This is a genomic window from Kitasatospora sp. HUAS MG31, from assembly GCF_040571325.1.
Lineage (GTDB): Bacteria > Actinomycetota > Actinomycetes > Streptomycetales > Streptomycetaceae > Kitasatospora > Kitasatospora camelliae.
Map to the genome: position 1 here is coordinate 534,807 of NZ_CP159872.1, position 23,643 is coordinate 558,449.

At 76.0% G+C, this 23,643-nt stretch carries 19 protein-coding genes and 1 pseudogene; 10 read left to right on the forward strand and 10 right to left on the reverse strand.

The annotated features are described in order from the left end of the window. Positions 1–15 precede the first annotated feature (15 nt). The gene (locus tag ABWK59_RS02555) at positions 16–1,287 is read left to right on the forward strand and encodes an MFS transporter (protein ID WP_354637613.1); all 1,272 of its coding nucleotides are present in this window, start codon (positions 16–18) and stop codon (positions 1,285–1,287) included. A gap of 52 nt (positions 1,288–1,339) precedes the next feature. On the opposite strand, the gene ABWK59_RS02560 is transcribed toward ABWK59_RS02555, so the two are convergent. Both ABWK59_RS02560 and ABWK59_RS02565 read right to left on the reverse strand, forming a co-directional pair. Beyond that, positions 1,340–2,263, reverse strand: coding sequence for a hypothetical protein (locus ABWK59_RS02560; RefSeq protein ID WP_354637615.1), 924 nt, complete (start codon positions 2,261–2,263; stop codon positions 1,340–1,342). 207 nt (positions 2,264–2,470) lie between these two features. After that, positions 2,471–2,839: a winged helix-turn-helix transcriptional regulator gene (locus ABWK59_RS02565; protein ID WP_354637616.1), complete on the reverse strand. Its 369-nt coding sequence runs from the start codon at positions 2,837–2,839 to the stop codon at positions 2,471–2,473. A 53-nt stretch (positions 2,840–2,892) separates the two neighbouring features. On the opposite strand from ABWK59_RS02565, the gene ABWK59_RS02570 reads away from it, so the two are divergent. Then, the gene (locus ABWK59_RS02570) at positions 2,893–3,783 is read left to right on the forward strand and encodes an NAD(P)-dependent oxidoreductase (RefSeq protein WP_354637617.1); all 891 of its coding nucleotides are present in this window, start codon (positions 2,893–2,895) and stop codon (positions 3,781–3,783) included. A gap of 69 nt (positions 3,784–3,852) precedes the next feature. On the opposite strand, the gene ABWK59_RS02575 is transcribed toward ABWK59_RS02570, so the two are convergent. After that, positions 3,853–4,707 (reverse strand): S-methyl-5'-thioadenosine phosphorylase, encoded by an 855-nt coding sequence (locus ABWK59_RS02575; protein WP_354637618.1) that lies wholly within the window; start codon positions 4,705–4,707, stop codon positions 3,853–3,855. Between the two features lie 187 nt (positions 4,708–4,894). Between ABWK59_RS02575 and ABWK59_RS02580 the strand changes: the two genes are divergently transcribed. Both ABWK59_RS02580 and ABWK59_RS02585 read left to right on the forward strand, forming a co-directional pair. Next, entirely contained in the window at positions 4,895–5,512 is a 618-nt protein-coding gene (locus ABWK59_RS02580) for an SUKH-4 family immunity protein (RefSeq protein WP_354637619.1), read from the forward strand. An 88-nt stretch (positions 5,513–5,600) separates the two neighbouring features. After that, positions 5,601–5,966: a hypothetical protein gene (locus ABWK59_RS02585; protein ID WP_354637620.1), complete on the forward strand. Its 366-nt coding sequence runs from the start codon at positions 5,601–5,603 to the stop codon at positions 5,964–5,966. Positions 5,967–6,015: 49 nt separating this feature from the next. Here ABWK59_RS02585 and ABWK59_RS02590 read toward each other — a convergent pair whose 3' ends face one another. Continuing rightward, on the reverse strand, positions 6,016–6,468 hold the full coding sequence (locus tag ABWK59_RS02590) for a DUF4231 domain-containing protein (protein ID WP_354637621.1): 453 nt from the start codon (positions 6,466–6,468) through the stop codon (positions 6,016–6,018). 557 nt (positions 6,469–7,025) lie between these two features. On the opposite strand from ABWK59_RS02590, the gene ABWK59_RS02595 reads away from it, so the two are divergent. Both ABWK59_RS02595 and ABWK59_RS02600 read left to right on the forward strand, forming a co-directional pair. Beyond that, the gene (locus tag ABWK59_RS02595) at positions 7,026–7,436 is read left to right on the forward strand and encodes a nuclear transport factor 2 family protein (RefSeq protein ID WP_354637622.1); all 411 of its coding nucleotides are present in this window, start codon (positions 7,026–7,028) and stop codon (positions 7,434–7,436) included. A 118-nt stretch (positions 7,437–7,554) separates the two neighbouring features. Beyond that, complete coding sequence (locus tag ABWK59_RS02600; protein ID WP_354637623.1) at positions 7,555–8,199, forward strand: TMEM175 family protein; 645 nt, start codon at positions 7,555–7,557, stop codon at positions 8,197–8,199. Positions 8,200–8,285: 86 nt separating this feature from the next. Here ABWK59_RS02600 and ABWK59_RS02605 read toward each other — a convergent pair whose 3' ends face one another. Further along, a complete protein-coding gene (locus ABWK59_RS02605) occupies positions 8,286–9,707 on the reverse strand; it encodes a PLP-dependent aminotransferase family protein (protein ID WP_354637624.1) in 1,422 nt (473 codons plus the stop codon). Between ABWK59_RS02605 and ABWK59_RS02610 the strand changes: the two genes are divergently transcribed. Next, entirely contained in the window at positions 9,706–10,962 is a 1,257-nt protein-coding gene (locus ABWK59_RS02610; RefSeq protein WP_354637626.1) for an aminotransferase class V-fold PLP-dependent enzyme, read from the forward strand. The two genes, ABWK59_RS02605 and ABWK59_RS02610, sit on opposite strands and share 2 nt — an antisense overlap. A gap of 79 nt (positions 10,963–11,041) precedes the next feature. On the opposite strand, the gene ABWK59_RS02615 is transcribed toward ABWK59_RS02610, so the two are convergent. The 3 genes from ABWK59_RS02615 to ABWK59_RS02625 all read right to left on the reverse strand — a co-directional run bounded on the left by ABWK59_RS02615 (position 11,042) and on the right by ABWK59_RS02625 (position 16,131). Beyond that, the gene (locus tag ABWK59_RS02615) at positions 11,042–12,652 is read right to left on the reverse strand and encodes a CehA/McbA family metallohydrolase (protein ID WP_354637627.1); all 1,611 of its coding nucleotides are present in this window, start codon (positions 12,650–12,652) and stop codon (positions 11,042–11,044) included. A gap of 246 nt (positions 12,653–12,898) precedes the next feature. Beyond that, positions 12,899–15,613 carry a WD40 repeat domain-containing protein gene (locus ABWK59_RS02620; RefSeq protein WP_354637629.1) on the reverse strand — a complete coding sequence of 905 codons (2,715 nt, stop codon included), beginning with the start codon at positions 15,611–15,613 and terminating at the stop codon, positions 12,899–12,901. Positions 15,614–15,669: 56 nt separating this feature from the next. Beyond that, a complete protein-coding gene (locus ABWK59_RS02625) occupies positions 15,670–16,131 on the reverse strand; it encodes a MarR family winged helix-turn-helix transcriptional regulator (protein WP_354637631.1) in 462 nt (153 codons plus the stop codon). 119 nt (positions 16,132–16,250) lie between these two features. Between ABWK59_RS02625 and ABWK59_RS02630 the strand changes: the two genes are divergently transcribed. Further along, complete coding sequence (locus ABWK59_RS02630; protein ID WP_354637632.1) at positions 16,251–17,105, forward strand: SDR family oxidoreductase; 855 nt, start codon at positions 16,251–16,253, stop codon at positions 17,103–17,105. Between the two features lie 86 nt (positions 17,106–17,191). On the opposite strand, the gene ABWK59_RS02635 is transcribed toward ABWK59_RS02630, so the two are convergent. Then, the gene (locus tag ABWK59_RS02635) at positions 17,192–18,472 is read right to left on the reverse strand and encodes an ATP-binding protein (RefSeq protein WP_354637633.1); all 1,281 of its coding nucleotides are present in this window, start codon (positions 18,470–18,472) and stop codon (positions 17,192–17,194) included. 363 nt (positions 18,473–18,835) lie between these two features. Between ABWK59_RS02635 and ABWK59_RS02640 the strand changes: the two are divergent. Both ABWK59_RS02640 and ABWK59_RS02645 read left to right on the forward strand, forming a co-directional pair. Next, positions 18,836–19,941 (forward strand): annotated as a pseudogene (locus tag ABWK59_RS02640) (AAA family ATPase). A 119-nt stretch (positions 19,942–20,060) separates the two neighbouring features. Beyond that, positions 20,061–22,361, forward strand: coding sequence for a hypothetical protein (locus tag ABWK59_RS02645; RefSeq protein ID WP_354637634.1), 2,301 nt, complete (start codon positions 20,061–20,063; stop codon positions 22,359–22,361). Positions 22,362–22,647: 286 nt separating this feature from the next. On the opposite strand, the gene ABWK59_RS02650 is transcribed toward ABWK59_RS02645, so the two are convergent. Then, positions 22,648–23,643, reverse strand: a complete 996-nt coding sequence (locus tag ABWK59_RS02650; protein ID WP_354637635.1) for an aldo/keto reductase — start codon at positions 23,641–23,643, stop codon at positions 22,648–22,650.

The following is a 23,643-nucleotide window of genomic DNA, read 5'->3' on the forward strand; positions in this document are numbered from 1 at the left end:
AAGGAGCCCGCCTCCGTGACGAGTACCGCCTCCCCCGCCTCCGCCGAGCTCGCCGGGCTCGCCGCCGACCCCGGGACGCAGCGCCGCGTCCTGACCGTCCTGGTGGTCTCGCAGGTGCTCAGCGGCGCCGGTCTCGCCGCCGGCATCACCGTCGGCGCCCTGCTCGCCCAGGAGATGCTCGGCACCACCGGGCTGGCCGGCCTGCCCAGCGCCCTGTTCACGGCGGGCAGCGCGCTGGCGGCGATCGCCGTCAGCCGCGTCTCCCAGGCGCACGGCCGCCGTCGGGGTCTCGCCCTCGGGTACGGGGCCGGCGCGGTCGGTAGCGCGGGCGTCATCGCCGCCGCGGTCGCCGACAGTCCGGCCCTGCTGTTCGCCGCGCTGTTCGTGTACGGCGCCGGCAGCGCCACCAACCTCCAGGCCCGGTACGCCGGTGCCGACCTCGCACCGGCCACCCACCGCGCCCGCGCGGTGTCCACCGTCCTGGTCGCCACCACCCTCGGCGGTGTGGTCGGTCCCAACCTCGCCGCCCCGACCGGCCGGCTCGCCCACGCGCTCGGCATACCCCACCTCGCCGGGCCGTTCATCCTGGCCGGCGTCGCCTACGCGGCGGCGGCCGTGGTGCTGGCGGTCCGGCTGCGCCCGGACCCGCTGTTGCTGGCCCGGGCACTCGCCGAGACGGCCCCCGCGGCGGACCCGGGCCAGGGGGACGCCGGACGGCAGGAGGCCGCACCGCGGGCCCGCGGCGGCGTGCTGCTCGGCGCGACGGTGATGGTTCTGACGCAGCTGGTCATGGTCGCGGTGATGACGATGACGCCGGTCCACATGCAGGACATGGGCCACGGCACGGCGGCCTCGGGGCTGGTGATCGCGATCCACGTCGGTGCGATGTACCTGCCCTCGCCGGTGACCGGCCGTCTGGTCGACCGGTACGGGCGCCTGGCCGTCGCCTGCGCCTCGGGCGTCGTGCTGCTGGCCGCGGGCCTGCTCGCGGCGGTCGCCCCCGGGGACTCGGTCGCCCTGCTCGCACTGGCCCTGGCCCTGCTGGGCGTCGGCTGGAACCTCGGCCTGGTCTCCGGTACCGCGATCATCACCGACGCCGCTCCCCTGGCCACCCGCGCGAAGACCCAGGGCATGGTGGACGTGGCCATCGCCGTCTCCGGCGCCGCCGGCGGCCTGGCCTCCGGCGCGGTGGTCGACCTCGCCGGCTACCCCGTCCTCGCCCTGGCCGGCGGCCTGCTCGCGCTGGCCGTCCTGCCGGCCGTCGCCGCCACCGCCCGCACCCGCTGACGGACGCCCGGCCGGTCGGCCGACCCGGTCGGCCCGGATGAGCCGGGTTGGGCTACGGGCCGGCCGGATCGGGAGGTGGCAGGCGGTCGGCGAGGGCCAGGGTCTCGGCGGCGGCGAGGTCGTCGGCGGCGGTGCGGGCGAGCAGGTGGAGCAGCTGCTCCCGCCGGGGCGACGGTTCCCCGTCAGGGGGCTCGGCGGTGATCGTCGCACGGTCGGTCGCGGCGACGCGGTGGGCGTACGACTCCAGGGCCCGGACCCGGCGTTCGGTGCCGGCGAGCACCTCGTCCAGGGCCCGCTGCTCCTCGGCGGGGACGGGCCCGGGGTCCGCCGGGCCGGCGCTGAGGCGGCTGTGCGCCTGGAGGGTCCGGGCGATCTCCCATTCCTCGGCGGGGAGGTGGAGGTCGTCGTACGGCCGGAGCCCGGCGAGGTCGGACCGGTGGGTCCGGGAGGCGGTGACGGTGGCGATGGCCCGCTGGGCGCGGGCGAGCAGGCCGGCGGCTTCCGGGGTGAGGGCGGCGGGGTGGACGCAGTGGGCCCGGGCCTGCGCGAGCGTCCGGTTGGCGGCGCGGGACCGGCCGTACCGCACGGCGAGGATGCCTGCCACGTACGCCCCCGCGCCGGCCAGGACGAACGGGCCCGCGCCGCCCGCCCATTCCACGGCCCGCAGGACGGCCTCGCCCACCGAGCCCATCAAGCCCGTCGGGCCGGTCGGACCCGACGGCCCCGCCTGGTCGACCAGGCCGGGCAGGAGGGCGGCCACTCCCCCGGCGCCCGCGGTGGCGACCACCCCGGGCAGGCTGCCGACGGCCACCCCGCTGGTGTAGCGCGGCGGTTCGGCGTCGGCGGGGTGGGCGAACAGGTGGGGGTACCCGGTGAGGATCCGGTCGATCCGCGTCCGGTCCCGCGCGGGCAGCCCGGGGTCGATCACCGGCCGCGGCACGGTGGTGTCCCGGCCCGGTGCGGGCAGCTCCGTCATCCCCGCCCCCCTCGCCTCGGCCTGCGCCCGGCCGTCACCGGCCGCTCGACTCCACGGTAGCCCGCCGGCCACGCTCGGGCCGGGGAACGACGGACTCACGCCCGCCATCGCCTCCCGGCCCCGTAGCCACCTTTTTGTGCGTACTGGGCAGCGACGTGCGGTGCGACGAGACTGGTGCCCAGAAGGACGAAGGGAGATGACAGCAGGTCAGGAGGCCGACGGTTCGACCTGTCCGGCCTGCTCGGCCGTCATGCGGTCGAGGCGCTCGTGGCCCAGGTCGGAGATCGGGCCGAGGGCGTCGGAGAGCCGGCGTCCGAAGTCGGTCAGGGAGTAGACCGTCTTCAGCGGAAGGACGTCGTGCACCTCGCGGTGCACCAGGCCGTCGGACTCCATCTCGCGCAGGGCCTGGGTGAGGACCTTCTCACTGAGGCCGGGCAGCCGTCGGCGGAGTTCGGCGGGGCGGTGCGGGCCGGCCTCCAGGAGCCAGAGCAGGGACGTCTTCCACTTGCCGTCGATCACGGCGATCACGGCGGTCACCCCGCACACGTTCGGGTTCACGGCCTGACTGCGCGTCATCTCTTCCCCCCGGGGTCCTCGTTGTCCACCACCATGTCTACAGGAGATGAAGTATGTCCACCAACCACACCCGGCCCACCGTCACCGTGCTCGGCCTCGGGCCGATGGGACGTGCCCTGGCCGGCGCCTTCGTGGACGCCGGCGTCCGCACCACGGTCTGGAACCGCACCCCGGGCCGGGACGCCGCTCTGGTCGCCCGGGGCGCGCTGAGCGCGGCCACGGCAGAGGAGGCCGTGGCGGCGAGCGAGCTGACCGTCGTCTGCGTGGTGAACTACGACGCCTCGGACGCCGTGCTGCGCCGTGCGGAGGTCGCGGCCGCGCTCAAGGGCCGGGCGGTGGTCAACCTGACCGCCGACTCGCCGGACCGGGCCCGGTCCACGGCCGCCTGGGCGGCGGAGCACGGCGTCGCGTACCTGGACGGCGCCATCATGACGCCGGCCCCGAGCATCGGCACGCCGGAGGCGGTCTTCATCCACAGCGGGCCGGCCGACCTCTACGAGCGGTACGCGCCGGTGCTGGCGCTGCTCGGCGGTACCCACACCCACCTCGGCGAGGAGATCGGCCGGGCGGCCGGCTTCGACATCGCGCTGCTGGACATCTTCTGGACGGCGATGGCCGGGTACGTGCACGCGCTGGCGCTGGCCAAGGCCGAGGGCATCAGCGGGCGGGAGCTGGCGCCGTTCGCCCAGGGGATCGGCGCGATCCTGCCCCCGCTGTTCGCGGAGTTCGCCGAGGACTTCGACAGCGGCAGCTACTCAGGCGCGATCAACCCGCTCACCTCGGGGGTCTCCACCATGGCCCACGTCGTGCACACCGCCGAGTCGCACGGCATCGAGTCCGGGGTCATGCGCGCGGCCGAGGGTCTGGTCCGCCGGACCATCGCCCTCGGCCACGGCGAGGACGGGGTGAGCCGCCTCGCCGAGGTGCTGGGCCGCCGACACTGAACACCGGCACACCCGCACGAACAGCAACCGCGACGGGCCGTCGGCCGGACGGCGACGGCCTGCCGCCGGTCACGGCTCGGGGACGCCGGGCAGGCCGGGGGTGAAGCCGTCCAGGGCCCGCGCGCAGGGGCAGTCGCGGCGCCGGGGGAGCCGGTCGAGGGCGGCGAACAGCACGCCGCGCAGGCGGTCGACGTTGCGGCCGAAGACCGCGAGGACCTCGGCGTGGGTGACGCCCTCACCGGTCTCCACGCCCGCGTCGAGGTCGGTGACCAGGTTGACGGAGGTGTAGCAGAGGCCGAGTTCACGGGCGAGGACGGCTTCGGGGTGGCCGGTCATGCCGACCGCCGACCAGCCGTTGGCGGTGAACCAGCGGGACTCGGCGCGGGTGGAGAAGCGGGGGCCCTCGATCACCACCAGGGTGCCGCCGTCCACCGGCTCCCATCCGGACCCGCGCGCGGCCTCCAGCACGGCCCGCCGCCCGGCGGGGCAGTACGGGTCGGCCATGGACACGTGCACCACCCCGGGCAGGGTGCCGTCCGGCAGCGGGCGACCGTCGTAGAAGGTCTGCTCCCGGCCGGAGGTGCGGTCCACGAACTGGTCCGGCACCAGCAGTGTGCCGGGCCCGTACGCGGGGCGCAGCCCGCCGACCGCGCACGGCCCGAGCACCTGCCGGACGCCCAGGGAGTGCAGCGCCCACAGGTTGGCCCGGTAGTTGATCCGGTGCGGCGGGAGGCCGTGGCCGCGCCCGTGCCGGGGCAGGAAGGCCACCCGCCGTCCGGCCGCCTCGCCGATGAACAGCGTGTCGCTCGGCGGACCGTACGGGGTGTCCACCCGTACCTCGGTCATGCCGTCCAGCAGTGCGTACAGTCCCGAGCCGCCGATGACGCCGAGTTCGGCGTGCGGCGTCCGCTGATCGCCCGTCATGCTCCGTTCCCTTCCGCTGGTCCGTCCCCGGGCGGCCACTGTAGGAGCGGGCGGCCCCCGGCGGGAGCCGCCTTGGTGGGGACAGCCTGTCACGGGGTCCGTCGGCACGGGGGAAGCCACGGGGTCGGCGACCGGGCGTCGGTGGCGTGCGGTTGGATGGGGCCTTCACCGTTCGAAGGGGGATCCCGTGACCGAGTCGACGTCCGAGAGCGAACTGCTGGCGGCCGCAAGGAAGCCGACCACGGCGTGGCTGGAGTCCTTGTTCGGCGAGGGGGCGGTCTGGCGGCCTGCCGAGTCGGAGCTGCCGGAGCGGCTGACCGACGCGGGGGCGCGTGCCTTCCTCACCACGGTCGGGCTGCCGGCGGCGCGGCTGAGCTTCGCCGGCTGGGACTCGGCCGACCTGCCCGAGGAGGGCATGTGGGAGGAGGACCCCGACGAGCTGTTCGGCAACCGCTACCCGGACGACGACTCCGAGCCGGAGCGTTACGCGTACAGCATCGGCACGCGCAACGGGCAGCACCTGATGCTCTGCGGCGAGAGCGGCGGGCTGGACGTCTACGACCCGGACGGCTGGGACCACGCAGAGGGTTACGGCGGCCACGCCGCCGGCAGCCTGGCGTCCATGGTCGGCGCGCTCGGCCTGCTGGCCCGGTTCGAGAACCGTCTCACCGGCGACGGGGCCGAATCCGACGCGGCCCGCGCCGAGTTCACCGCCCTGCTCACCGAGCTCGGCCACGACCCGGAGTCCGCGTTCTGGGAGCCCCTCCTGACCGACCTGGCGGACGAGTACGGCACCCTGGACTGACACCCGCCGGCCCTGAGGGGGAAGGAGTGCGGTGATCACCCAGGGCGTGAGGATCACGACGCGGTGCCGCGCCTGCGGCGGTGAACTGGTGCATGACACCGGTCAGTTCATCCTGGACGGACGCCTGTGGTGGGGCGGCGAGTCGGCCTGCCGGTCCTGCTCCGCCTGCTGGTGCGACGAGGACACCGGCGGCCCGACTCCCGAACACCTCCGCCAGGCCCTGCTGGCCGCACACGGACCCGCCCGCCTCCGGCTGACCGAACCCGGGGCGGGCGCGGTCGCCGTCCTCCGCGCCCTCCGCGAGCTCCACGGCCTGTCCCTGGCCGAAGCACGGGCCGCCGCGGACGAGTTGCGGGACGTCGGCCTCGTCGGCACGTTCGTCGAAGTGGAGCTGGTGGCCGCACGACTGCGCCACCACGGCGTCGGTGTCACGGTCGAGCCGGCGTCCCGCTGACCCGCGGTCACCTGCCGGTGGCCGCCGACGCTCCGCGGGAGTCGGCGGCTCAGTGGTGGCCGGAGGGGGAGGGGAACGCGCGGCGTTCCTGGAGCCAACCCTCGCTCAGGTGGGCCCAGACGCGCTGGTATTCGTCGAAGAGGGGCCGGAGCCGATCGTGGGTGAGGTCGGCGGCGGGCGTGGAGGCGATGAGGTACTCCAGCTCGTCGGCGAGGCGCCGGAAGCGGTACTGCGTCTCCTCCATCAGCACCCAGCGCGATCTCCAGTTGAAGAACGACTCCACGGCTCCCAGCAGGGTGACCAGGGCCACCAGGGAGAAGGCGACGCCGGCCCAGAAGTCCAGGTCCTGCAGGCCGAGGATGATCGTCGAGGCGGCGGAGAGCCCGAGCGTGAGGACCTTCAACGCCGAGGAGGCCAGGCGGAGACGCTTCTTCTTCCCGCGGGCGTACCCGGCGCCCTGCCGGATCCGCTCCAGGAGGTGACCGGCGGTCTCCACCGGCATCGGACCCTCCCCCACAGAACCGCCCGTTCCCATTCCGCCCCCTCGTTTCCGGTGTGCCCCGCCCCTACCTGCTCGCGCCCGTAGGTTCTCACACCGCAGGACTGCGCGGTCATGGGTGACCCCGCCTCCCGCGCCGTCACCCACTCGACAGGACGGACGGGCGGGCGGGCGCTCCCGGCGGGTGCGTCCGCCCGTCCCGTACGGTGGGCAGCGCTCAGCACTGCGGGCGACGGCCGTGGTTCGCCCCGCGCCTGGCGCGCGCCTTCTTCTTGCGACGCCGCTTCGATGACATGGCCACTCCTCTCGCAACGGGTACGCCCACCCCCGTCCCACCGTTCCACACTCGGCCGCGCCGGGCCCGCCGAGCGCCCGCGCCGCCACGGTGCGTGGCGAGGCCGGTCCGTGGAGCAGTGGTGACAACCGGTGGTTGTCGACGGTCGGTCCGGGTTGTTGGACCCGCCCCGGGCCGGCCGGTTGGCTGGGGGTCGAACCGGAGCGGCGCCGGCGGGAGTCCGGTGCCAGTCCTCCGACCACCGTCAGCCAGCAGGGAGTTCGCCATGACCGTCGCCGATCCGCGGACCGTCGTCACCGCCTACGTCACCGCCGTCGCCGAGGGCGACCTGGACACCGTCGCCGCCAGCTTCGCGGAGGACGCGACCTGGGAGTACCCGGGCGACCTCCCGATCAGCCGGGTGTGGAGCGGCCGGACGGCCATCCTCGAGGACTTCCTCGGCTCGGCCGGCGCCCTCTTCGCCCCCGACGGCAGGCCCCGGATCACCGTCACCAACGTGATCGCCGACGGCGAGCAGGTGGTCGCCGAGTGGACCTCCCGGGGCAGCAGCCGGCACGGCCACCCGTACGACAACCGCTGCCTGGGCGTCTTCACCGTGCGGGACGGCCGGATCACCGCGGTCCGCGAGTACACCGACACCCAGCACGCGGCCCGCACCCTCTTCGCCGACGAGTAGCCGACCGGTACCCGTGCGGTGGCCCCGGGCCGGGTCGGCCCCGCCCGCGCGGCGTGTCGCAGCGGCCGCGGACCCGCGCGCGGCGGCGAGGATGGGGCGGACCGTCGAGGGAGGATCTGTGCAGGCGAGGAAGCTCCGGGCGTTCGAGGCCCGGTCGGCGGACCGGTTGATCTTCTTCTCCGATGCCGTGGTGGCCATCGCCATCACCCTGCTGGCGCTGGAGCTGCCGGTCCCCGAGGGGCCGGGCGTGGCCGAGTTCCGCTCCTCGGTGGCGGACGACCTGGACCACTACCTGGCGTTCCTGATCAGTTTCGTGGTCATCGCGGCGGGCTGGAACCGGCACAACGGCGTGTTCCGGTTCACCGAGCGGGTGGACGCCCGGCTGCGCACCCTCAACGCCTGCTGGCTGATGGCGATCGTGCTCAACCCGTTCGCCACCAAGCTGCTCACCACCGAGGGCGACGACGTGGACACCATGCCGGTGCGGTTCGGGTTCTACGCCCTGCTGCAGGTGCTGGGCAGCGCGGCGGTGCTGGCGATGGAACGGCACATGACCACCCACCGCCTGCGCGCCGCCGACCTGCCGCCCGGCGCGCAGCCCGCGGCCACCTCGGCCGTCCTCGGGATGATGCTCGGCTTCGGCCTGTCGATCCCGCTGTTCTTCGTCACCCCGTACGCCTGGATCCTGTGGATCGTGCTGCCCGTCGCCGCCGGACGCCTGGCCGCCCGCAACCGGCCGTCACCGGCGTCCGAGGACTCGTAGGGCCCGCTCCCGGCACCCCGGCGTCCGTGGCCCCGGTAGCACCGCAGTCCCGCAAGCCCGGGCACCGGGCACCAGCCACCGGGCGTTCAGGTCAGGGTGCGGACGGCTTCGGTGAGCCGGTGGACGGCCTCGGTGAGTTCGGCGGGGTCGGCCGCTGCGGCGAAGGCTAGGCGCAGGTGGCCGACGGGCGGTTCGGCGGGGAAGAAGCGGTGGCCGGGGTCGACGGCGACCCGGTGGGTGCGGGCGGCCTCGGCGACGGCGCGGTCGGTGAGGCCGGCCGGGAGGCGGATCCACAGGTGGAGGCCGCCCTGGGGGATCCGGGTGGGGGCCCAGTCGGGCAGCTCGCGGGCGAGGGCGCCGGCCAGGGTGGCGCAGCGGTGCTGCAGGGCGGTGGCGAGGCCGCGCAGGTGTCGGTCCCAGGCGGGGGTGGAGAGGAGTTCGACGGCGGCTTCCTGGAGGGGCCGGGCGATGAAGAAGTCGTCGACGCGGCGCATGGCCTGAAGGCGCCGCATGACGGGTCCGCGGGCGATGACGGCGCCGATCCGCAGGCTGGGCGAGGCGGGTTTGGTGAGCGAGGTGAGGTGGACGACGGTGCCGTCGCGGTCCTCGACGACCAGGGGGCGCGGGACGGGTCGGCCGTGCCCGAGGTGGCGGGCGAAGTCGTCCTCGATGAGGAAGGCGCCGGCGGCGCGGGCGACGTCGGTGATCTGGCGGCGCCGTTCGGGGGTGAGGACGGTACCGGTGGGGTTGTGGAAGGTGGGCTGGCAGTAGAGCAGGCGGGCGCCGGTCATGGCGAAGGCGTCGGCGAGCAGGTCGGGGCGCAGGCCGTGCTCGTCCATCGGCGCGGGGACGGGACGCAGTCCCGCGGCGCGGGCGGCGGCGAGAGCGCCGGGGTAGGTGGGCGACTCGACGAGGACGGGTGCGCCGGGGGCCGCGATGGCGCGGAAGAGCATGGACAGGGCGCCCTGGCCGCCGCCGGTGACGAGGACGTCCTCGGGGGCGGTGTCGCCGCCGGCCTGGCGGGCGAACTGGGCGCGGAGCGGGGCGAGTCCGGCGGCGGGGGCGCGGTGCCAGGCGTCGGGGCGGCGGGCGGCGCGGGCGAGGGCGGCGCCGAGCAGGCGGGTGGGTTGGAGGCTCTCGTGTAGATAGCCGCCGCGCAGGGCGATGGTGCCGGCGGGCGGGGTGGTGCCGGGCGGGTCCTCGTCGGCGGCGTCCTCGGTGCCGGGCTCGACGTGGCGGCCGGCGAGGGCGACGGACTGCCAGGAGGTGTCGGCGGGTGCGGTGCCGCCGGCGGCGGGCCGGGCGGCGACGTAGGTGCCGCTGCCGGGCCGGGTGACCACGACGCCCTCGGCGGCGAGCTGGGCGATGGCGCGGGAGACGGTGACCGGGCCGACGCCGTGACGGGCGATCAGGTCGCGGCTGCTGGGCAGCCGGGCGCCCGGGGCGAGGCGGGCGGCCTCGGTCCGGAGGGTGGCCACCAGGGAGTCGATACTGCTACCGTCTGACATGAAGAATCATGATAGCGCTTTCGCCCCGGGCACGGAACCGCTCCTCGACCTCGGGGCGCTGCGGGCGGACACCCCGGGCTGCGGGTCGGTGGTCCACTTCAACAACGCCGGCTGCGGCCTGATGGCCCGTCCGGTCCTGGAGGCGACCCTCGACCACCTCCGCCTGGAGGCGGCCGTCGGCGGCTACGAGGCAGCGGCCGCCCGCGCCGAGGGGGTGGCGGACTTCTACGCCGCCACCGCCGAGCTGCTCGGTGCCCGGCCCCGCAACATCGCCTTCGCCGCCAGCGCCACCCACGCCTACAGCAAGGCCCTCTCCGCGATCGACTTCCGCCCCGGCGACACCGTCCTGACCACCCGGAACGACTTCGTCTCCAACCAGATCGCCTTCCTGGCGCTGCGCAAGCGGCACGGGGTCCGGGTGGTACACGCCCCCGACCTTGCGGACGGCAGCGGCGTGGACGTGTCGGCGATGGCCGCGCTGATGCGCCGGCACCGTCCCCGGCTGGTCGCCGCCACCCACGTCCCCACCAACTCCGGGCTGGTCCAGCCGGTGGCCGAGATCGGGCGGCACTGCCGCGAACTCGACCTGCTCTACCTCGTGGACGCCTGCCAGTCGGTCGGCCAACTGCCGGTGGACGTCGAGGAGATCGGCTGCGACCTGCTCACCGCCACCTGCCGGAAGTTCCTCCGCGGACCGCGCGGCTCGGGCTTCCTGTACGTCTCCGACCGGGTCCTCGACGCGGGCCTGGAACCTCTGTTCATCGACATGCACGGCGCCCGCTGGGTGGCGCCCGGCTACTACCGGCCGGTGGACAGCGCCGCCCGGTTCGAGGAGTGGGAGTTCCCGTACGCCACCGTGCTCGGGTGTGCCGCGGCAGTCCGCTACGCGCTGCGCGTCGGGGTGGCGCCGGTGGCACGCCGGACCCCCGCCCTCGCGGCCCGGCTGCGCGAGCGGCTGGCCGGGACCGACGGGATCCGCACCCTGGACGGCGGGCCGTCGCCGGCCGCCCTGGTCACCTTCACCATCGACGGCTGGCAGGCGGCGCCGTTCAAGGTGGCCCTGGACGCACGGGGGATCAACTCGGCTCTCAGCTACCGGGAGTTCGCCCAGTTCGACTTCTCCGACAAGGAGGTGGAGTGGTGTCTGCGGCTGTCGCCGCACTACTACAACACCGAGGAGGAGGTGGACCTGGTGGCCGACGCGGTCGCCGAGCTGGCAGCCTCTTCCGGATGCACACAGTCCACGCGCCCCTGACCGGGGCCTTCCGGGGCTTTCCGGGGCTTTCCGGGGGCGTTCACGGCCGACCGTGGGGGCTGGTGGCGGTCCGGGCGTCTCAGCCGCGTGCGGTGAGGAGGATCGGGTTGGTGAGCGCCGCCATCGGTCCGAACGGGAGGTCCGGGCCCATGGAGTTGCCCCTGCCCGGGCCGCCGTCCGGGCGCGGGTGGCGGACCTCGGCCCGGACGTAGCCGGCCAGGGAGGCGGTGGTCCGCCAAGTCACGGTGTCGGCGCCGGTGGCCGGGAGGGAGTGCTGGTGCATCTGGCCCTCGTCCGTCAGGATCCGGACCGTCCCGCCCGGCACCCCGGAGACCCTCAGCCGGACGTCCACCGGCGCGTCCGCGGGGACGGTCAGCCGCTCGCCGATCCCGGCCGACCGGCCGTCCCCGGCGGCGGTGAACTCCAGTTCCATGGCGGCGGATTCGGCGATCCAGCTGCGCCCGGCCCGGATCCCGGCCAGCACGTCCCGGCGGGTGAGGTCCTCGGCCAGGACCACCGTGTGCGGGGAGCCGATCGGCTGGGGCTCGCTGTGGGCGTCGCTGTTGCCGATCGCGGGCAGCCAGGTGTCCCCGCCGCCGCGGGCCGACTCGGCGAGCCGGGCGTCCCAGCCGTCCAGTGCGGACTCGTCGTCGAAGGTCCACGGCCCGTTCCACACCTCCACCGCGTCCGCCTCCCGGTAGCCGAACTTCCACTGGCAGGCGACGTACGGGCAGTGCGGATGTGCCGGCACCACCAGGCCACCCGCCCGCCGGACCCGTCCGGCGAACCGGGGGTGGACGCCGTCGCGGGCCCGGTACCGCCAGTCGACCCACTCCCCCGGCGGCACGCCGAGCGCCAGCCAGTGGCCGTTCCGGGTGGTGACCTCCTCACCGGTGATCACCAGCAGGTCCGGCCCGGCCAGTGGACCCCAATCACCGTGCGAGGAAGAGGTGTTGTGGTCGGTCGAGACGATGAAGTCCAGGCCCGCCGCGCGGGCCCCGGCCACCACCTCGGCCGGCAGCCGGCGGCCGTCCGAGTGCACGGTGTGCAGGTGGCAGTCGCCCCGGTACCAGGCCCGGCCGCGCCCACGGCCCCGCTCGGCCGGGTAGGACGGCCGGTACGGCTCCCCGGGCGGGCCGAACCGCAGCGCCACCTCGACCCGGTAGTCCATGCCCTGCGGCGCGACCTGGTACGGCCCCAGCACCACGTGCCAGGTGCCCGCCCTGACCGGCCCGGGCAGGTACCCCGGCGTGGCGGACGAGCGGCTGATCGCGAAGGACGTCCGGAACCCGCCCGACCAGCCGCGGAAGCCCGGCCCCCCGAGGTCGACCCCACGCTCGTCGAAGATGCCGATGTCACAGGAGTTCCCGGGCGTCCCGGGAGGTACGGAAGGCCGGTCGTAGGAGTAGGAGACGGCGATCTCTCTTACCCCGGGCGGGACTTCGACGGGAAGGTGGACGAAGTCCGGTGCACCGGTGGGGAGATGGCCGGTCACGGTCAGGGTCCGCTCACCGGTCGGGTCGGCGGCTGCCGCCGCTCGTGCCGGTGCGGCGAAGACCAGCGGCGCCAGGACGGCCGCTGCTCCCGCCCCGAGGAGGTGGCGGCGCGGGAGGGACGGCCGGCTGCCGTCACTCCCGTCGTACGGGGTGCCGTGCGGCGCTGCGGGGTGCCCGAGTGCGTCCTCGTCCATGGCCGTCCTCCGTTCGTCGGGGTGTCCGGTCGTCTCCTACCCGCTGCGGTGAACGGACGGTTCGACGCGCCGGGCCCGTGGACCACGGGGGGATGACCAGCGCGTGGCGGGAGGGTGCGGCGCTGCACCTTCCGCTTTCGTGCAGTTCCCGTCGCCCCTGAGAGGGGACCCGGATGCGTTCAGACCCATCGGGGGCGGGGGCTGCGTGGGGTAGGGGGGTGCGGCGCCCCTGGGTTGACCGCTCGTTTACGCGCCTCTGGGGTGGAGGAGGGCGAGTTCCGGGCCGGTGGCGACGAGGAGGGTGCCGTCGGGGGTGGGGGTGAGTGCGTGGATGGGGTGGGGGAAGAGGTGGGCCTCGTCGGGGTGGGGGCCGGTGAGGGTCAGGGTGCGGCCGTGGGTGAGGGCGGTGACGGGTGGGTGGTCGGGGTGGGGGGTGGTGAGGGCGGTGGTGGTGGCGGGGTGGGCGAGGGGGAGGGTGGCGAGTTGCCGACCGGTGGCGGGGTCCCAGCGGCGGAGGGTCCGGTCGCGGGCGGTGCTGATCAGGACGGGGGCGCCGTCGGCCGTGGTCGACGCGGCGAGGGTGGTCACCCAGTCGGTGTGCCCGGTGAGGGGCTCGCCGAGGGGTTGCCCGGTGGTGAGGTCCCAGAGCCGGACGGTCTTGTCCCAGCTGCCGGTGGCGGCGACGGGCCGTCCGGCGAGCTGCAGGGTGGCGACGGCGGTGACCCGGCTGGTGTGTCCGGTGAGGGCGTCGCCGAGGGCTTCGCCGGTGGCCGGGTCCCAGCGCCGCACGGTGCGGTCGCTGCCGGCGGTGACCACCACGGGCCGGTCGTCGACCAGCGCGGCGGCGAGGGCGAGCACCCGGCCGTGGCCGGTGGGGACGGGGTCGTACAGGTCGTGGCCGGTGGCCGGGTCCAGGGTGCGCAGCGTGGCGTCCGGGGTGGCGAGGACGAGGACCGGCCGGCCCTTGAGGGCGGTGGTGGTCAGGGCGGCGGCGTCGGCGGGTACCGGGTCGTCGGCGGGCCGGCCGGTGGCCAGGTCCCAGGTGCGGAGGGTGTGGTCCGCACCTGCGGTGATCGCGACGTCGCGGCCGTCGATCCGGGCGGTGGTGAGGGCGAGGATGTCGCCGGTGTGGCCGGGGCGGGGGCCCTCGGCCGGGTGGGGGCCGGCGAGGTCCCACAGCCGTACGGTGTGGTCGGCGCCGGCGGTGACGGCGGTGGGGCGGCCGTCCAGGGTGGTGAGGGTGGCGTCCCAGACCTGGCCGGCGTGGCCGGCGAGGGGTGCGCCGAGGGGCCGGTGGGTGGTGAGGTCCCAGACGCGGACGGTCCGGTCGAGGCCGGTGCTGACGGCGAGCGGCGGGTGGTCGGGGGCGTCCAGGGTGTCCACGGCCCAGACGCGGTCGGTGTGGCCGGCCGGCAGCTCGGCGAGGGCGGGCCCGTCCTCGGCCGTCCGGGCGGTGAGGGTGCCGTCCGGTCCGGCGGCGAGGAGGGCGGGTCGGCCGTCGAGCGTGAACGGCCGGGAGGCGGCGGCGGGTCCGGTTCCGCCCCGGCGCCCGGCGGTGAGGGCGCCGGTCCTGCGGCCGGCGGCGACGGTCTCCCAGAGGCGGGGCCGGGCGCCCTCCTCGAAGCCCAGGTCGGCGAGGCCCGCGTCGGCGAGGCCTAGGTCGGCCGACGGTGGGCCCGGCGGGACGCTGCGCAGCTCGGGCGTGCCGTCGGGACGGCGTCCGGCCGGGGTGAGGTCCCAGAGGTCGAGCATGTGGTCGGGCCGGACGAGGACGGCGACCCGGCGGGTGCCCAGGAGTGCGGTCCGCGGACCCCAGAGGGTCGGGCCGCCGCGGTCGCCGGACAGGTCGCCGACGAGGACGGGGTCCTCCTCGTCGGCGAGGGTGACGGCGACGGCCCGTCCCTCGGCGACGGTCAGCACGGTGGCGTCCTGCAGCGACTCGCCGGGGGTCCGCGCGATGCCGTCCGGGTCCGCGTCGGGCAGCGGGAGGCCGCTGTCGAGGTCCCAGACCTGGACGGTGCCGTCCGGGTGGCGGGTGGCGGCGACGGCCCGGCCGGCGGTGTCGCGGCCGGCGCGCAGGATGCGGTGGTCGGCGCCGATGAGCCGTCCGGTCGCCAGGTCCGCGACCTGGACCCGTCCGTCCCGGGCGGCGGTGGCTGCGACCGTCCGGCCGTCGAGGACTCCGATGTCCAGCACGGCGGGGTGGCGGCCGAGGAGGGTGCGGGCGGCGGGGTCCCAGACCGAGAGCGCGCCGTCCGCGTCCACGGTGAGCAGCGCCGGGCGGCCCACGGTCACGCCCTGGACGTTTCTGGCGAACTCGCCGGCCGGTCGGCCGGTCTCCAGGTCCCAGGCGCGGACGGTGCCCTCCGCGTCGGTGGTGAGGGCGTGGGCGCGGCCGTCGACCGTCGCCGTGGCGAGGGCCAGCAGCTCGACCGTCGTCGCGGACACCGGGTCGGTCCGGCTGCCCTCCCAGACGTGCAGCTGTCCGCCGGTGACGAGGTCCCAGGCCCGGACGGTGGCGTCCCGGCCCGCGGACACGGCCAGCGGCCGGCCGCCGGCGGTGGCGGTGGCCACGGCGATGACGGGGCCGGCGTGGCCGGTGAGGGTGCGCAGCAGGCGCGGGTCGGCGGTGGCGGGGCCGGTCGCCCAGGCCGGGTGCCAGGCGGGGGCGGGGCGGCCCGGCACCGCGGCCTGCCGGATCCGGTCCGCCAGCGCGGTCTCGCCGTACCGGGCGGCGGTCAGGGCGAGGACCTGGCGGCGCTGCTCGGGGGCCAGCTCGGGGTGGGCCTTCAGGGCGGCCCGGTACACCGCGGCGACGGTGCGGGCTCCGGGGTCCGTCGCCGTGTCCAGCAGGGCGTGGACCTGCTGGGGGTCGGCGGTGACCAGCCACTCCGGGTCCGTCCAGGCCGGGTCGGCGGGGTGGACGGCGTTCGGACGGCGGTGCTGCACCTCTTCGCTCATGATCGGAACCGTAGCGGCACGCTGCGACAAGCCGTGCGGCTCCGTACCGGGGCGGGTCAGGCGTCCTTGTTGGCCTTGAGCTTGCGCCAGACGGCGCCGAGGGCTTCGAGGTCGGCCTGGTCGAGGAGGTCGGTGAAGACGGGGGCGAGGCAGGCGCGGCGGGTGGCGTCGGCGTCCTCGAAGAGCCGGCGGCCCTCGGGGGTGAGGGCGACCTCGATGGAGCGGGCGTCCCGGGTGGAGGGGGTGCGGGAGACCAGGCCGCGGGCCTGGAGGGCGTCGAGGACGCGGGAGACCTGGCTGCGGCTGAGCATGGTGCTGTTGCCGAGGACGGAGGCGGCCACCGGTTGGTCGCTGCTGGCGAGCCAGAGCATCACCTCGAACCAGGAGACGGGCAGGTCGTGCGCCTTGGTGAGGGCGCGGTCGACGCGTTCGGTGAGTACCGTCCCGGCCCAGACCAGCCCGTAGAAGGCGTGGTCGGCCTCGGACATCTCGGCTGGGGTGAGCTTCCTGGTCGCCATGGTCCCGCATCCTACCGGGTTGCGTGTGTGTGCACACAATGCCTATGGTGTGTGTGCACACACCGAATCGGTGCTCTGCCTCCCCCTCCCCTGCCCTCCTTCCGGAAGGAAGCCCCGCCATGTCCTCCACCTCCTCCGCCGCCAAGGTCGTCCTGATCACCGGCACCTCCTCCGGCATCGGCCTGGCCGCCGCCGTGGCCGCCGCGAAGGCCGGCTGGCGCACGGTCGCCACCCTCCGCGACCCCGCCCGCGCCGACCGGCTGCGCAAGGCCGCCGCCGACGCCGGGGTCGAGCTCGACATCCGCCGCCTCGACGTGGTCGACGAGGCCTCCGTCGCCGCCGCGGTGGACGGCGTGATCGCCGACTACGGCCGGCTGGACGCCGTGGTCAACAACGCCGGCGCCGGACACCTCGGCACCCTGGAGAACGAGACCGTCGCCGACGTCCGCCAGGTCATGGAGGTCAACTTCTTCGGCGTCCTCCACGTCTCCAAGGCCTCCCTCCCCCACCTGCGCGCCACCGGCGGCCGCCTGATCACCGTCACCAGCGTCGGCGGCGTCATCGGCCAGCCGTTCAACGAGGCGTACTGCGCCGCCAAGTTCGCCGTCGAGGGCTACATGGAGAGCCTGGCCCCGGTCGCCGCCACGGTGGGCGTGGGCGTGCACGTGATCGAACCGGGCGCCGTGGCCACCGAGTTCGTCAACAACGTCGGGCTCGACATCGAGGACGAGCTCGCCGCGGCCGGCCCGTACGCCCCCGCGCTCCAGGCCTACCTGGACCGTACGGTCGCGAGCTTCCTCAACGGCGCGCAGAGCCAGGAGGAGGTCGCCGGGACCGTCCTGGAGGCGCTGACCGGCGACCGCCCGGCCTTCCGGCTGCAGACCTCGGACTGGGCGCGCGGGTTCACCGGCGCCAAGCTGACCGACCTGGACGGCTCGGCCGTCCTCGGCATGACCGGCGGCTGGGTCGGCTGACCCTCACCCGGGGCCCTGACCCCCTGCCGGGGTCCGGTCCCCCGCCCCGGGTGAGTCCCCGGGTGAGTCCGCGGGGGCGCCCGCGCTCACGTCCGCACGTGGTTCCCGATGTCCTCCTCGAACTCGGTGAGCGCGCGGTCGGTGAGCGTGGGCCGGGTCTCGGCGACGGCCGCGAGGTAGTCCTCGGTGCCGGCCGGCGTGCCGCGGCGGTCGGCCACCTCGCGTTCGAACGCGCTCTGGGCGCCCTTGCGGGCGGCGAACTCGATGTCGGCGGGCGTGAACATCTCGCTCGCCCCGACCAGCCGGGGCAGGTCCACGGAGTCGGCGGCCGGTCCGAGGTACCGGCGCCAGATCGCCGACCGGGCGGCCGCGTCCGGTGGACCCACCGGGATCACGTAGTCGAACCGGCCGGGCCGGAGGAACGCCGGGTCGAGCGAGCGGACCGAGTTGGTGGCGCAGATCAGCAGCCGCTCGTCGTGGTCGCGGAAGGCGGGGATCAGCTTGAGCAGCTCGTTGGTGACCCCGTGGGCGAGGTCGGCGGCCACCCCGGAGCGGATGCCGGCGATCTCCTCCACCTCGTCGATGAACAGCAACACGCTCTCCAGCTCGGCCAGGTCCGCGAAGGTGTCGCGCAGGGACGCGGCCAGCCCGCCCGCGTCCCCGGCGGCCAGCCGGGAGGGGAAGATCTCCACGAACGGCCACCCCAGCCGGGAGGCGACCGCCTTGGCGAAGCTGGTCTTCCCGGTACCCGGCGGGCCGAAGAGGATCACCGCCTTCGGCGGCCGCACCCCGTACCGCTCGGCCACCATCGGCTCGGCCAGCGGCAGGACGATCCGCCGCTCGATGGCCTGCTTCTCGCGCTCCATGCCGGCCAGGGCGTCCCAGAGCCCGGGGGGCAGCATCCGTCCGCCCAGCTGCGCGAGCAGGCCGGCGTCGCTCGCGGCGAGGTGCTCCACCTTCTCGTAGTAGACCAGGCCGTCGCGGGCCCGGTAGCCGGAGTTGTCCAGGGCCTTGGTCCCGGTCACGCCCGGGGCGAGCAGGGCCCCGATCCGGCGGACCCCCTGGGTGCGCAGCCGCCGCTCCAGCTCGGCGATCAGCGCGCTGCCGATCCCGCGGTTGCGCCACATCTCGGACAGCGCGACCAGGGTGATCCAGGCCCGCTCGCCCTGCCCCTGGGCCACCGCCATGCCGACCGTCTCCTCGCCCACCACCGCGACCACCGCGTGCCCGCCGGTCCGGGCTGCGGCCATCACCTCGGAGATCGGGAACACCGGGGGCGGCGCGTCGGCCTGCCGGTCCTGGTCCCAGAGCTGGATGGCCCGGTCCAGGTCGTCCTCGTGGAAGTCCCGCAATCGCCACGACGGCATCGTCGCCACCCGGCCGGTCCGTCGGCCCGCCTCGACGCCTCCGGCCGCGGCCGCCGAGACCCTGTCCCGCTCCCCCTGCCCCCGTCCCTCATTCTCGACAGCGTCCGAAGGGGTGTCGAACGGGCCGCGGGCGGCGAGCGGTCCCCGGCCGCGGGTCGCCGCCGCTCGGCACCGCGGGGGACGACCGCGCCGCGGTCGCCGTGGCGGCGGGGATCGGGGCGCCGAGCACGGCCGGGCGGGCCGTTCGCGGAGGTGTTCCGGCTGGAGGAACAGGAGTTCGCCGTCCTTGCCGACCCGATGTGGGAGCGGTTCACCGCCGACGGGGACCTCGACCGGTACGCGCGGGACGTGGCGTCCTCCTTCCTGGCCGCCTTCGGACCGTCCCTGGTGATCGGCAAGTTCAACCCGTCGCACGCCGGGCACCACTTCCTGATCCGCAGCGCCGCGGACGCCTGCGCGAAGGTCACCGTGGTCGTGATGGCGGCCGACGTGGAGTCGATCCCGCTGGCCGACCGGGTCGCCTGGATCCGCGCGGCCTGGGCCGCCGACCCGCAGGTCAGGGTGGTCGGCGTGGTGGACAACCTGGAGGTCGACTACGACAGCGAGGAGGTCTGGGCCGGTCATGTCGCCCTGATGCGGCAGGCGGTCGGCGCGGACCCGGTCCCGGTGGACGCCGTGTTCAGCTCCGAGGGCTACGGCGTGGAGCTGGCCCGGCGGTTCGACGCGGCGGCCGTGGTGCTGGACCGGTCCGGGACACCTTCCCGGTCTCCGGCACCGCGGTCCGGGCCGACCCGGCCGCGTACTGGACCGAGTTGGAACCGCCGGTCCGGGGCTGGCTGACCCGGCGGGTGGTCGTCCTGGGGGCCGAGTCCACCGGCACCACCACGCTCTCCCGCGACCTGGCGGCCGCCCTGCGCGCCCGCGGCGGGGTGCACGGCGTCACCGGCCGGGTACCGGAGTTCGGGCGGGAGCTGACGGTGGCCAAGCTCGCCGCCGCCCGGGCGAAGGCCGCCCGGGCCGGCCGGCCGGAACCCTCCGTGTTCGACCTGGAGTGGACGGACGAGGACTTCACCCTCGTCTGCCGGCGGCAGACCGAGGCGGAGGAGCGCGCCGCCCGCGCGGGCGGACCGGTGCTGGTGTGCGACACCGACGCCCTGGCCACCACGGTCTGGCAGGAGCGGTACCGCGTCGCCGTGACGCCCCCGGTCCGGGAGTTCGCGGCGGGCATCCCGCCGCGCGCGCTCTACCGGCTGACCTCGGAGGTCTGCGTGCCGTTCGAGGACGACGGCCTACGGGACGGCGAGCACCTGCGGGCCTGGATGAACGGCCGCTTCCGGGAGGTCCTCACCAAGGCGGAGGTCCCCTGGCGGGAGGTGACCGGCGACCGCTCCGAGCGCCTCGCCACCGCCCTCGCCACCGTCGACCGGCTCCTCGCCGAGGGCATCGCGCTGGCCGACCCCCTGGGCTGACCGGACCGGGACCGGTCGCGGGCCCCACCGGGCCGCTCGCCCCAGGGCGGGCGGCCCGGTGTCAGTGGGGTGCGACAGACTGGCCGGCGGTACCGCGTGCGAACAGGGGACGGAGAGTCATGGCAGCGCCGCTGGACGGGTTGGACGAGATCGCCTGGGCCGAACTGGGCCACGCGTACGGGCCGGCGTCCGACGTGCCGGGGCTGCTGCGGGCCCTGACCTCCGCCGACCCGGCGGAGCGCGAGCGCGCCCTGGACGCGCTGTACGGCGGGGTCCACCACCAGGGAGACGTGTACGACTCCACGCTGGCCTGCCTGCCCTTCCTCTGCGCCCTGGCCTCCGACCCGGCCGTCCCGGACCGCGACCGGCTGCTCGACCTGCTGGACAGCATCGCCACCACCGCCGAGTGGGCCGTGGAGTACGCCGACGGGTCGATACCCGACCCGCAGGCGACGATCGCCGCCTGCACCGAGGAGGACGAGGAACTCCTGGTCGCCCACGCCCTGCTGGCCGGCCGCCAGCTGGCCGAACGGCTGCCCGGGCTCACCCCGCTGCTCGCCGACCCGCTGCCGGAGGTGCGCGGCACGGCGGCCGGCCTGCTGGCCCGCCGGTACCCCGATCCGGCCGGGGCGCTACGGCTGCTGACGGATCGGGCGTCCGCCGAACGGGACACCGGGGTACGGCAGGCGCTCGCCGGGTCGGCGGGCGCGGTCGCCCGGCGGCTCGGCGACCGGGCCGGAGCGGCGGCCGACCTGCTGCTCCGGCTCGCCTCTCCCGAGGAACCGCCGGCCGCGGTCCTGACCGCGCTCGCCGGCCTGGCGCGGCACGCCCCGGACGCCCTGCCGGAGGCGACGGTCGAACGCGCGGCATCCGCGCTGGACCTGGCCCGTGCCGCCGCCACCGCCCCACCACCCGTCGCCGGGCCGGAGCGGCCTGACACCGCCACCATGCTGTCCTACCTGCGCGGACTGCACACGGCGGCGGCCGGGGACGACGTCACGGACGAACGCACCTCCCGCGCCCTCGACTCCCTGCTGACGGCGCTCGGCGACCGGATCGAGGAGCGCCACGCCCTCGTCCTGCACACCCTGCGGCACGGCGATCCGGCCGGCCCGGCCGCCGCCGTCGAGCGGGCGGCCGCCCTGCACAGCGGCTGGCGGGTGCCCGGCGCCGAGCAGACCGCCGAACTGCTCCACGCCCTGCTCACCGGCCCCGACCGGCGAGCCGCCCTGGCCGCCGCCCGCGAACTGCGCGCCTGCCGGCTGCCCCTCTCCGACCGCCTGCTCGACACGGCGGCGGCGCTGGCCTCGACCGGCCCCGCCGAACTCCCCGGCCCCGGCCGCGGGTTCGCCCCGGGCTGGGACGATTGGCGGCAGAGCCTGCCCGGCCAGGCGGCCCTGCTGCTGGTGAGCGCCGGGGACGGACGCGCCGTGGAGGTCCTCGCCCCGCTGCTCGCCGAGTGGGAGGCCCCGCGCGAGCTGGCCCAGTGGTGCGAGCAACTCGGCCCGTACGCCGCCGGTCTGGTGGAGCCGCTGGCACGGCGGGTGGAGGTGCTCGGCGACCGGCTGGCCGCCACCGAGTCCTTCGACGACGCCGGGGTGCGGGAGATGGCCCGTCTGCTCGGAGCCCTGATCGACTGTGGCCTCTCCCGGGTCGGCGACCTCGCCGGCCGGCTGCTGGCGCAGCTCCACGAGCGGCGGGAGGACCACCCGGACACCTTCCGCGCCGCCTGCGACAGCCTGCTCGGCCACCCGGGCGGGCTGGGCCCGCAGGTGGCGGAGGCGGTGCCGCTGCTCCGGCTGCTGGTGGCGGATCCCTCGCCCCGCCTGCGGCTGATGGCGGTGCGGGCGCTCTGGCACGCCGGGGAGGAGGCGGAGCCGCTGCTGCCCGTCCTGGCCGATCTGCTCGCGGACCGCGAAGGGTCGGGGCGGGAGGCCCGGCACCAGGCGCTCGACCTGGCCGCCGGGATGGCGTGGGAGGCCGCGCCGCTGACGGCGGCCCTGGTCGCGTGCCTGGCCGATCCGGAGCAGCGGACGGCCGTCCGCGCCGCCCTCGCCCTGCGCGCGGTGGTCGCCGGCCCGGGGCCGGAGGCGGCGGTGCCGGCCGAGGCGGATGCGCTGCTGACCGCCGTGTGGGCCGGGGCCCGGGAGCTGCGGCCGGTGATCGCGGCCGGTCTGGTCCTCGAACTCCCGGACCCATCCGCGGAGGCCGACCTGGAGCCTGCCGCGGAGGCCGACCTGGAGCGCCGGGGCGCTCCCGGCCTGCCCGCCGGCCTGGCCGGGCTGCTGCGGGCGGAGCTCGCGGAGCGGCGCCGGGTCGGCAACACCGGCAGCGGCGGCGCCCGGATGCGCTACGACTGCGCCACGGACGAGCAACTCCGCACCGACTGCCACAGGTTGCTGGACGCCGCCCGCGACTGAGCGTGGGGGCAACAGCGCGGGGCGGAGGCGGTCAGGGGATCGCCCCGTCCTCGGGCAGCCCGCGGGCGTACCGGGCGAGGCTGCGGGCCCGGGCGGGCGGGAGTTCCGCGAGGGCCCGCGGCGCCCCAGGTGTCGGTGTCGGCCCAGGTGTCGGAGAGGGCGGCCAGGGCCGGTCGCCCGGCCCGGGTGGCGCCGGCGGCCTGCAGGTCGCGGCCCGGAGTCGGGTGAGGGCGAGGGCGGTGGTGAGGCCGAGTTGCGGGACGCCGGGTCCCCACGGGTGTGAGGGTCAGGCCCAGGGCAGTGCCGCGCGGGTCCGCCAGTAGGCCTCGGCGGGTTCGGCCGCCGTCGCGAGTTCGGCCAGGTCGTCGGCGCTGAGGCGGAGTTCGGCGGCGGTGAGGTTGGAGGCGAGCTGCTCGGCGGTCGCGGCACCGGAGAGCACCAGGTCCGCCCAGGGCTGGGCGGCCACCGCGGCGAGGGCCACGGCGTCACGGGTGGCGCCGGTGCGGGCGGCGACCGCGCGCAGGGCGGCGGTGTCCGGGCCGGTGGCGTTGCGGTCGGCGAGCCGGCCGTTGGCCATGCCCTCCTTGACCACCACCAGCCAGCCGGCGGCGTGGGCCTCGGCGAGCGCCGCTCCCGCCGAGGGCTCCAGCATGTTCCAGGTCGACTGGACGCCGGCGAAAAGCGGACGGCCGTCCACCGTCACCTCCAGTGCGGCGCGGACGGTGTCGCCCTGGGCCGGGCCGCTGGTGGACAGGCCGACCCGGACGCCCTCGGCGGCCAGCCCCGCCAGCCGGGCGTGCAGGGCGGGATCGGTGAGCGCCGGGCTGTCCGGGGTGACCGAGTGCACCAGGTAGACGTCCAGCTTCGGGCCGAGCAGCGCCCGGGTCTCCCGGATCTGACGGTCGAACACCGCGACGGAGTGCTCCTTGACCTCGTGCGCGGACACGCCGGAGGCCTGCCAGTCGGCGGTGTAGGTGTAGCCCCACTTGCTGCCCACCACCACCTGGCCGGCCGCCTCCGGGTGCGCCGCGAGCCAGTCGGCGAGGAACTCCTCGGCCCGCCCGTACGAGCGGGCGGTGTCGAAGTACCGCACGCCGGCGGCGTAGGCGGCGTCCAGCAGCGCATGGGTCCGCGCCCGCAGGGCGGAAACGGTCCGGTCGGCGGGGAGGTCGAGGTCGCGGCCGAGGGTGATGTAGCCGGGCCGGCCGACGGCGGCCGTCCCCAGGCCGAACCGCGCGAGCGGCGGGCTGACGGCGGATCCGGTGGCGGGTGCGGCCGGCAT

Bases quoted from the DNA above. Each gene is read 5' to 3' on its own strand.
- ABWK59_RS02560 (WP_354637615.1), bottom strand. From the start codon at position 2,263: ATGACGGAGCTGCCCGCACCGGGCCGGGACACCACCGTGCCGCGGCCG.
- ABWK59_RS02565 (WP_354637616.1), bottom strand. From the start codon at position 2,839: ATGACGCGCAGTCAGGCCGTGAACCCGAACGTGTGCGGGGTGACCGCC.
- ABWK59_RS02570 (WP_354637617.1), top strand. From the start codon at position 2,893: ATGTCCACCAACCACACCCGGCCCACCGTCACCGTGCTCGGCCTCGGG.
- ABWK59_RS02575 (WP_354637618.1), bottom strand. From the start codon at position 4,707: ATGACGGGCGATCAGCGGACGCCGCACGCCGAACTCGGCGTCATCGGC.
- ABWK59_RS02590 (WP_354637621.1), bottom strand. From the start codon at position 6,468: ATGCCGGTGGAGACCGCCGGTCACCTCCTGGAGCGGATCCGGCAGGGC.
- ABWK59_RS02595 (WP_354637622.1), top strand. From the start codon at position 7,026: ATGACCGTCGCCGATCCGCGGACCGTCGTCACCGCCTACGTCACCGCC.
- ABWK59_RS02610 (WP_354637626.1), top strand. From the start codon at position 9,706: ATGAAGAATCATGATAGCGCTTTCGCCCCGGGCACGGAACCGCTCCTC.
- ABWK59_RS02605 (WP_354637624.1), bottom strand. From the start codon at position 9,707: ATGTCAGACGGTAGCAGTATCGACTCCCTGGTGGCCACCCTCCGGACC.
- ABWK59_RS02615 (WP_354637627.1), bottom strand. From the start codon at position 12,652: ATGGACGAGGACGCACTCGGGCACCCCGCAGCGCCGCACGGCACCCCG.
- ABWK59_RS02620 (WP_354637629.1), bottom strand. From the start codon at position 15,613: ATGAGCGAAGAGGTGCAGCACCGCCGTCCGAACGCCGTCCACCCCGCC.
- ABWK59_RS02625 (WP_354637631.1), bottom strand. From the start codon at position 16,131: ATGGCGACCAGGAAGCTCACCCCAGCCGAGATGTCCGAGGCCGACCAC.
- ABWK59_RS02630 (WP_354637632.1), top strand. From the start codon at position 16,251: ATGTCCTCCACCTCCTCCGCCGCCAAGGTCGTCCTGATCACCGGCACC.
- ABWK59_RS02635 (WP_354637633.1), bottom strand. From the start codon at position 18,472: ATGCCGTCGTGGCGATTGCGGGACTTCCACGAGGACGACCTGGACCGG.
- ABWK59_RS02645 (WP_354637634.1), top strand. From the start codon at position 20,061: ATGGCAGCGCCGCTGGACGGGTTGGACGAGATCGCCTGGGCCGAACTG.
- ABWK59_RS02650 (WP_354637635.1), bottom strand. From the start codon at position 23,643: ATGCCGGCCGCACCCGCCACCGGATCCGCCGTCAGCCCGCCGCTCGCG.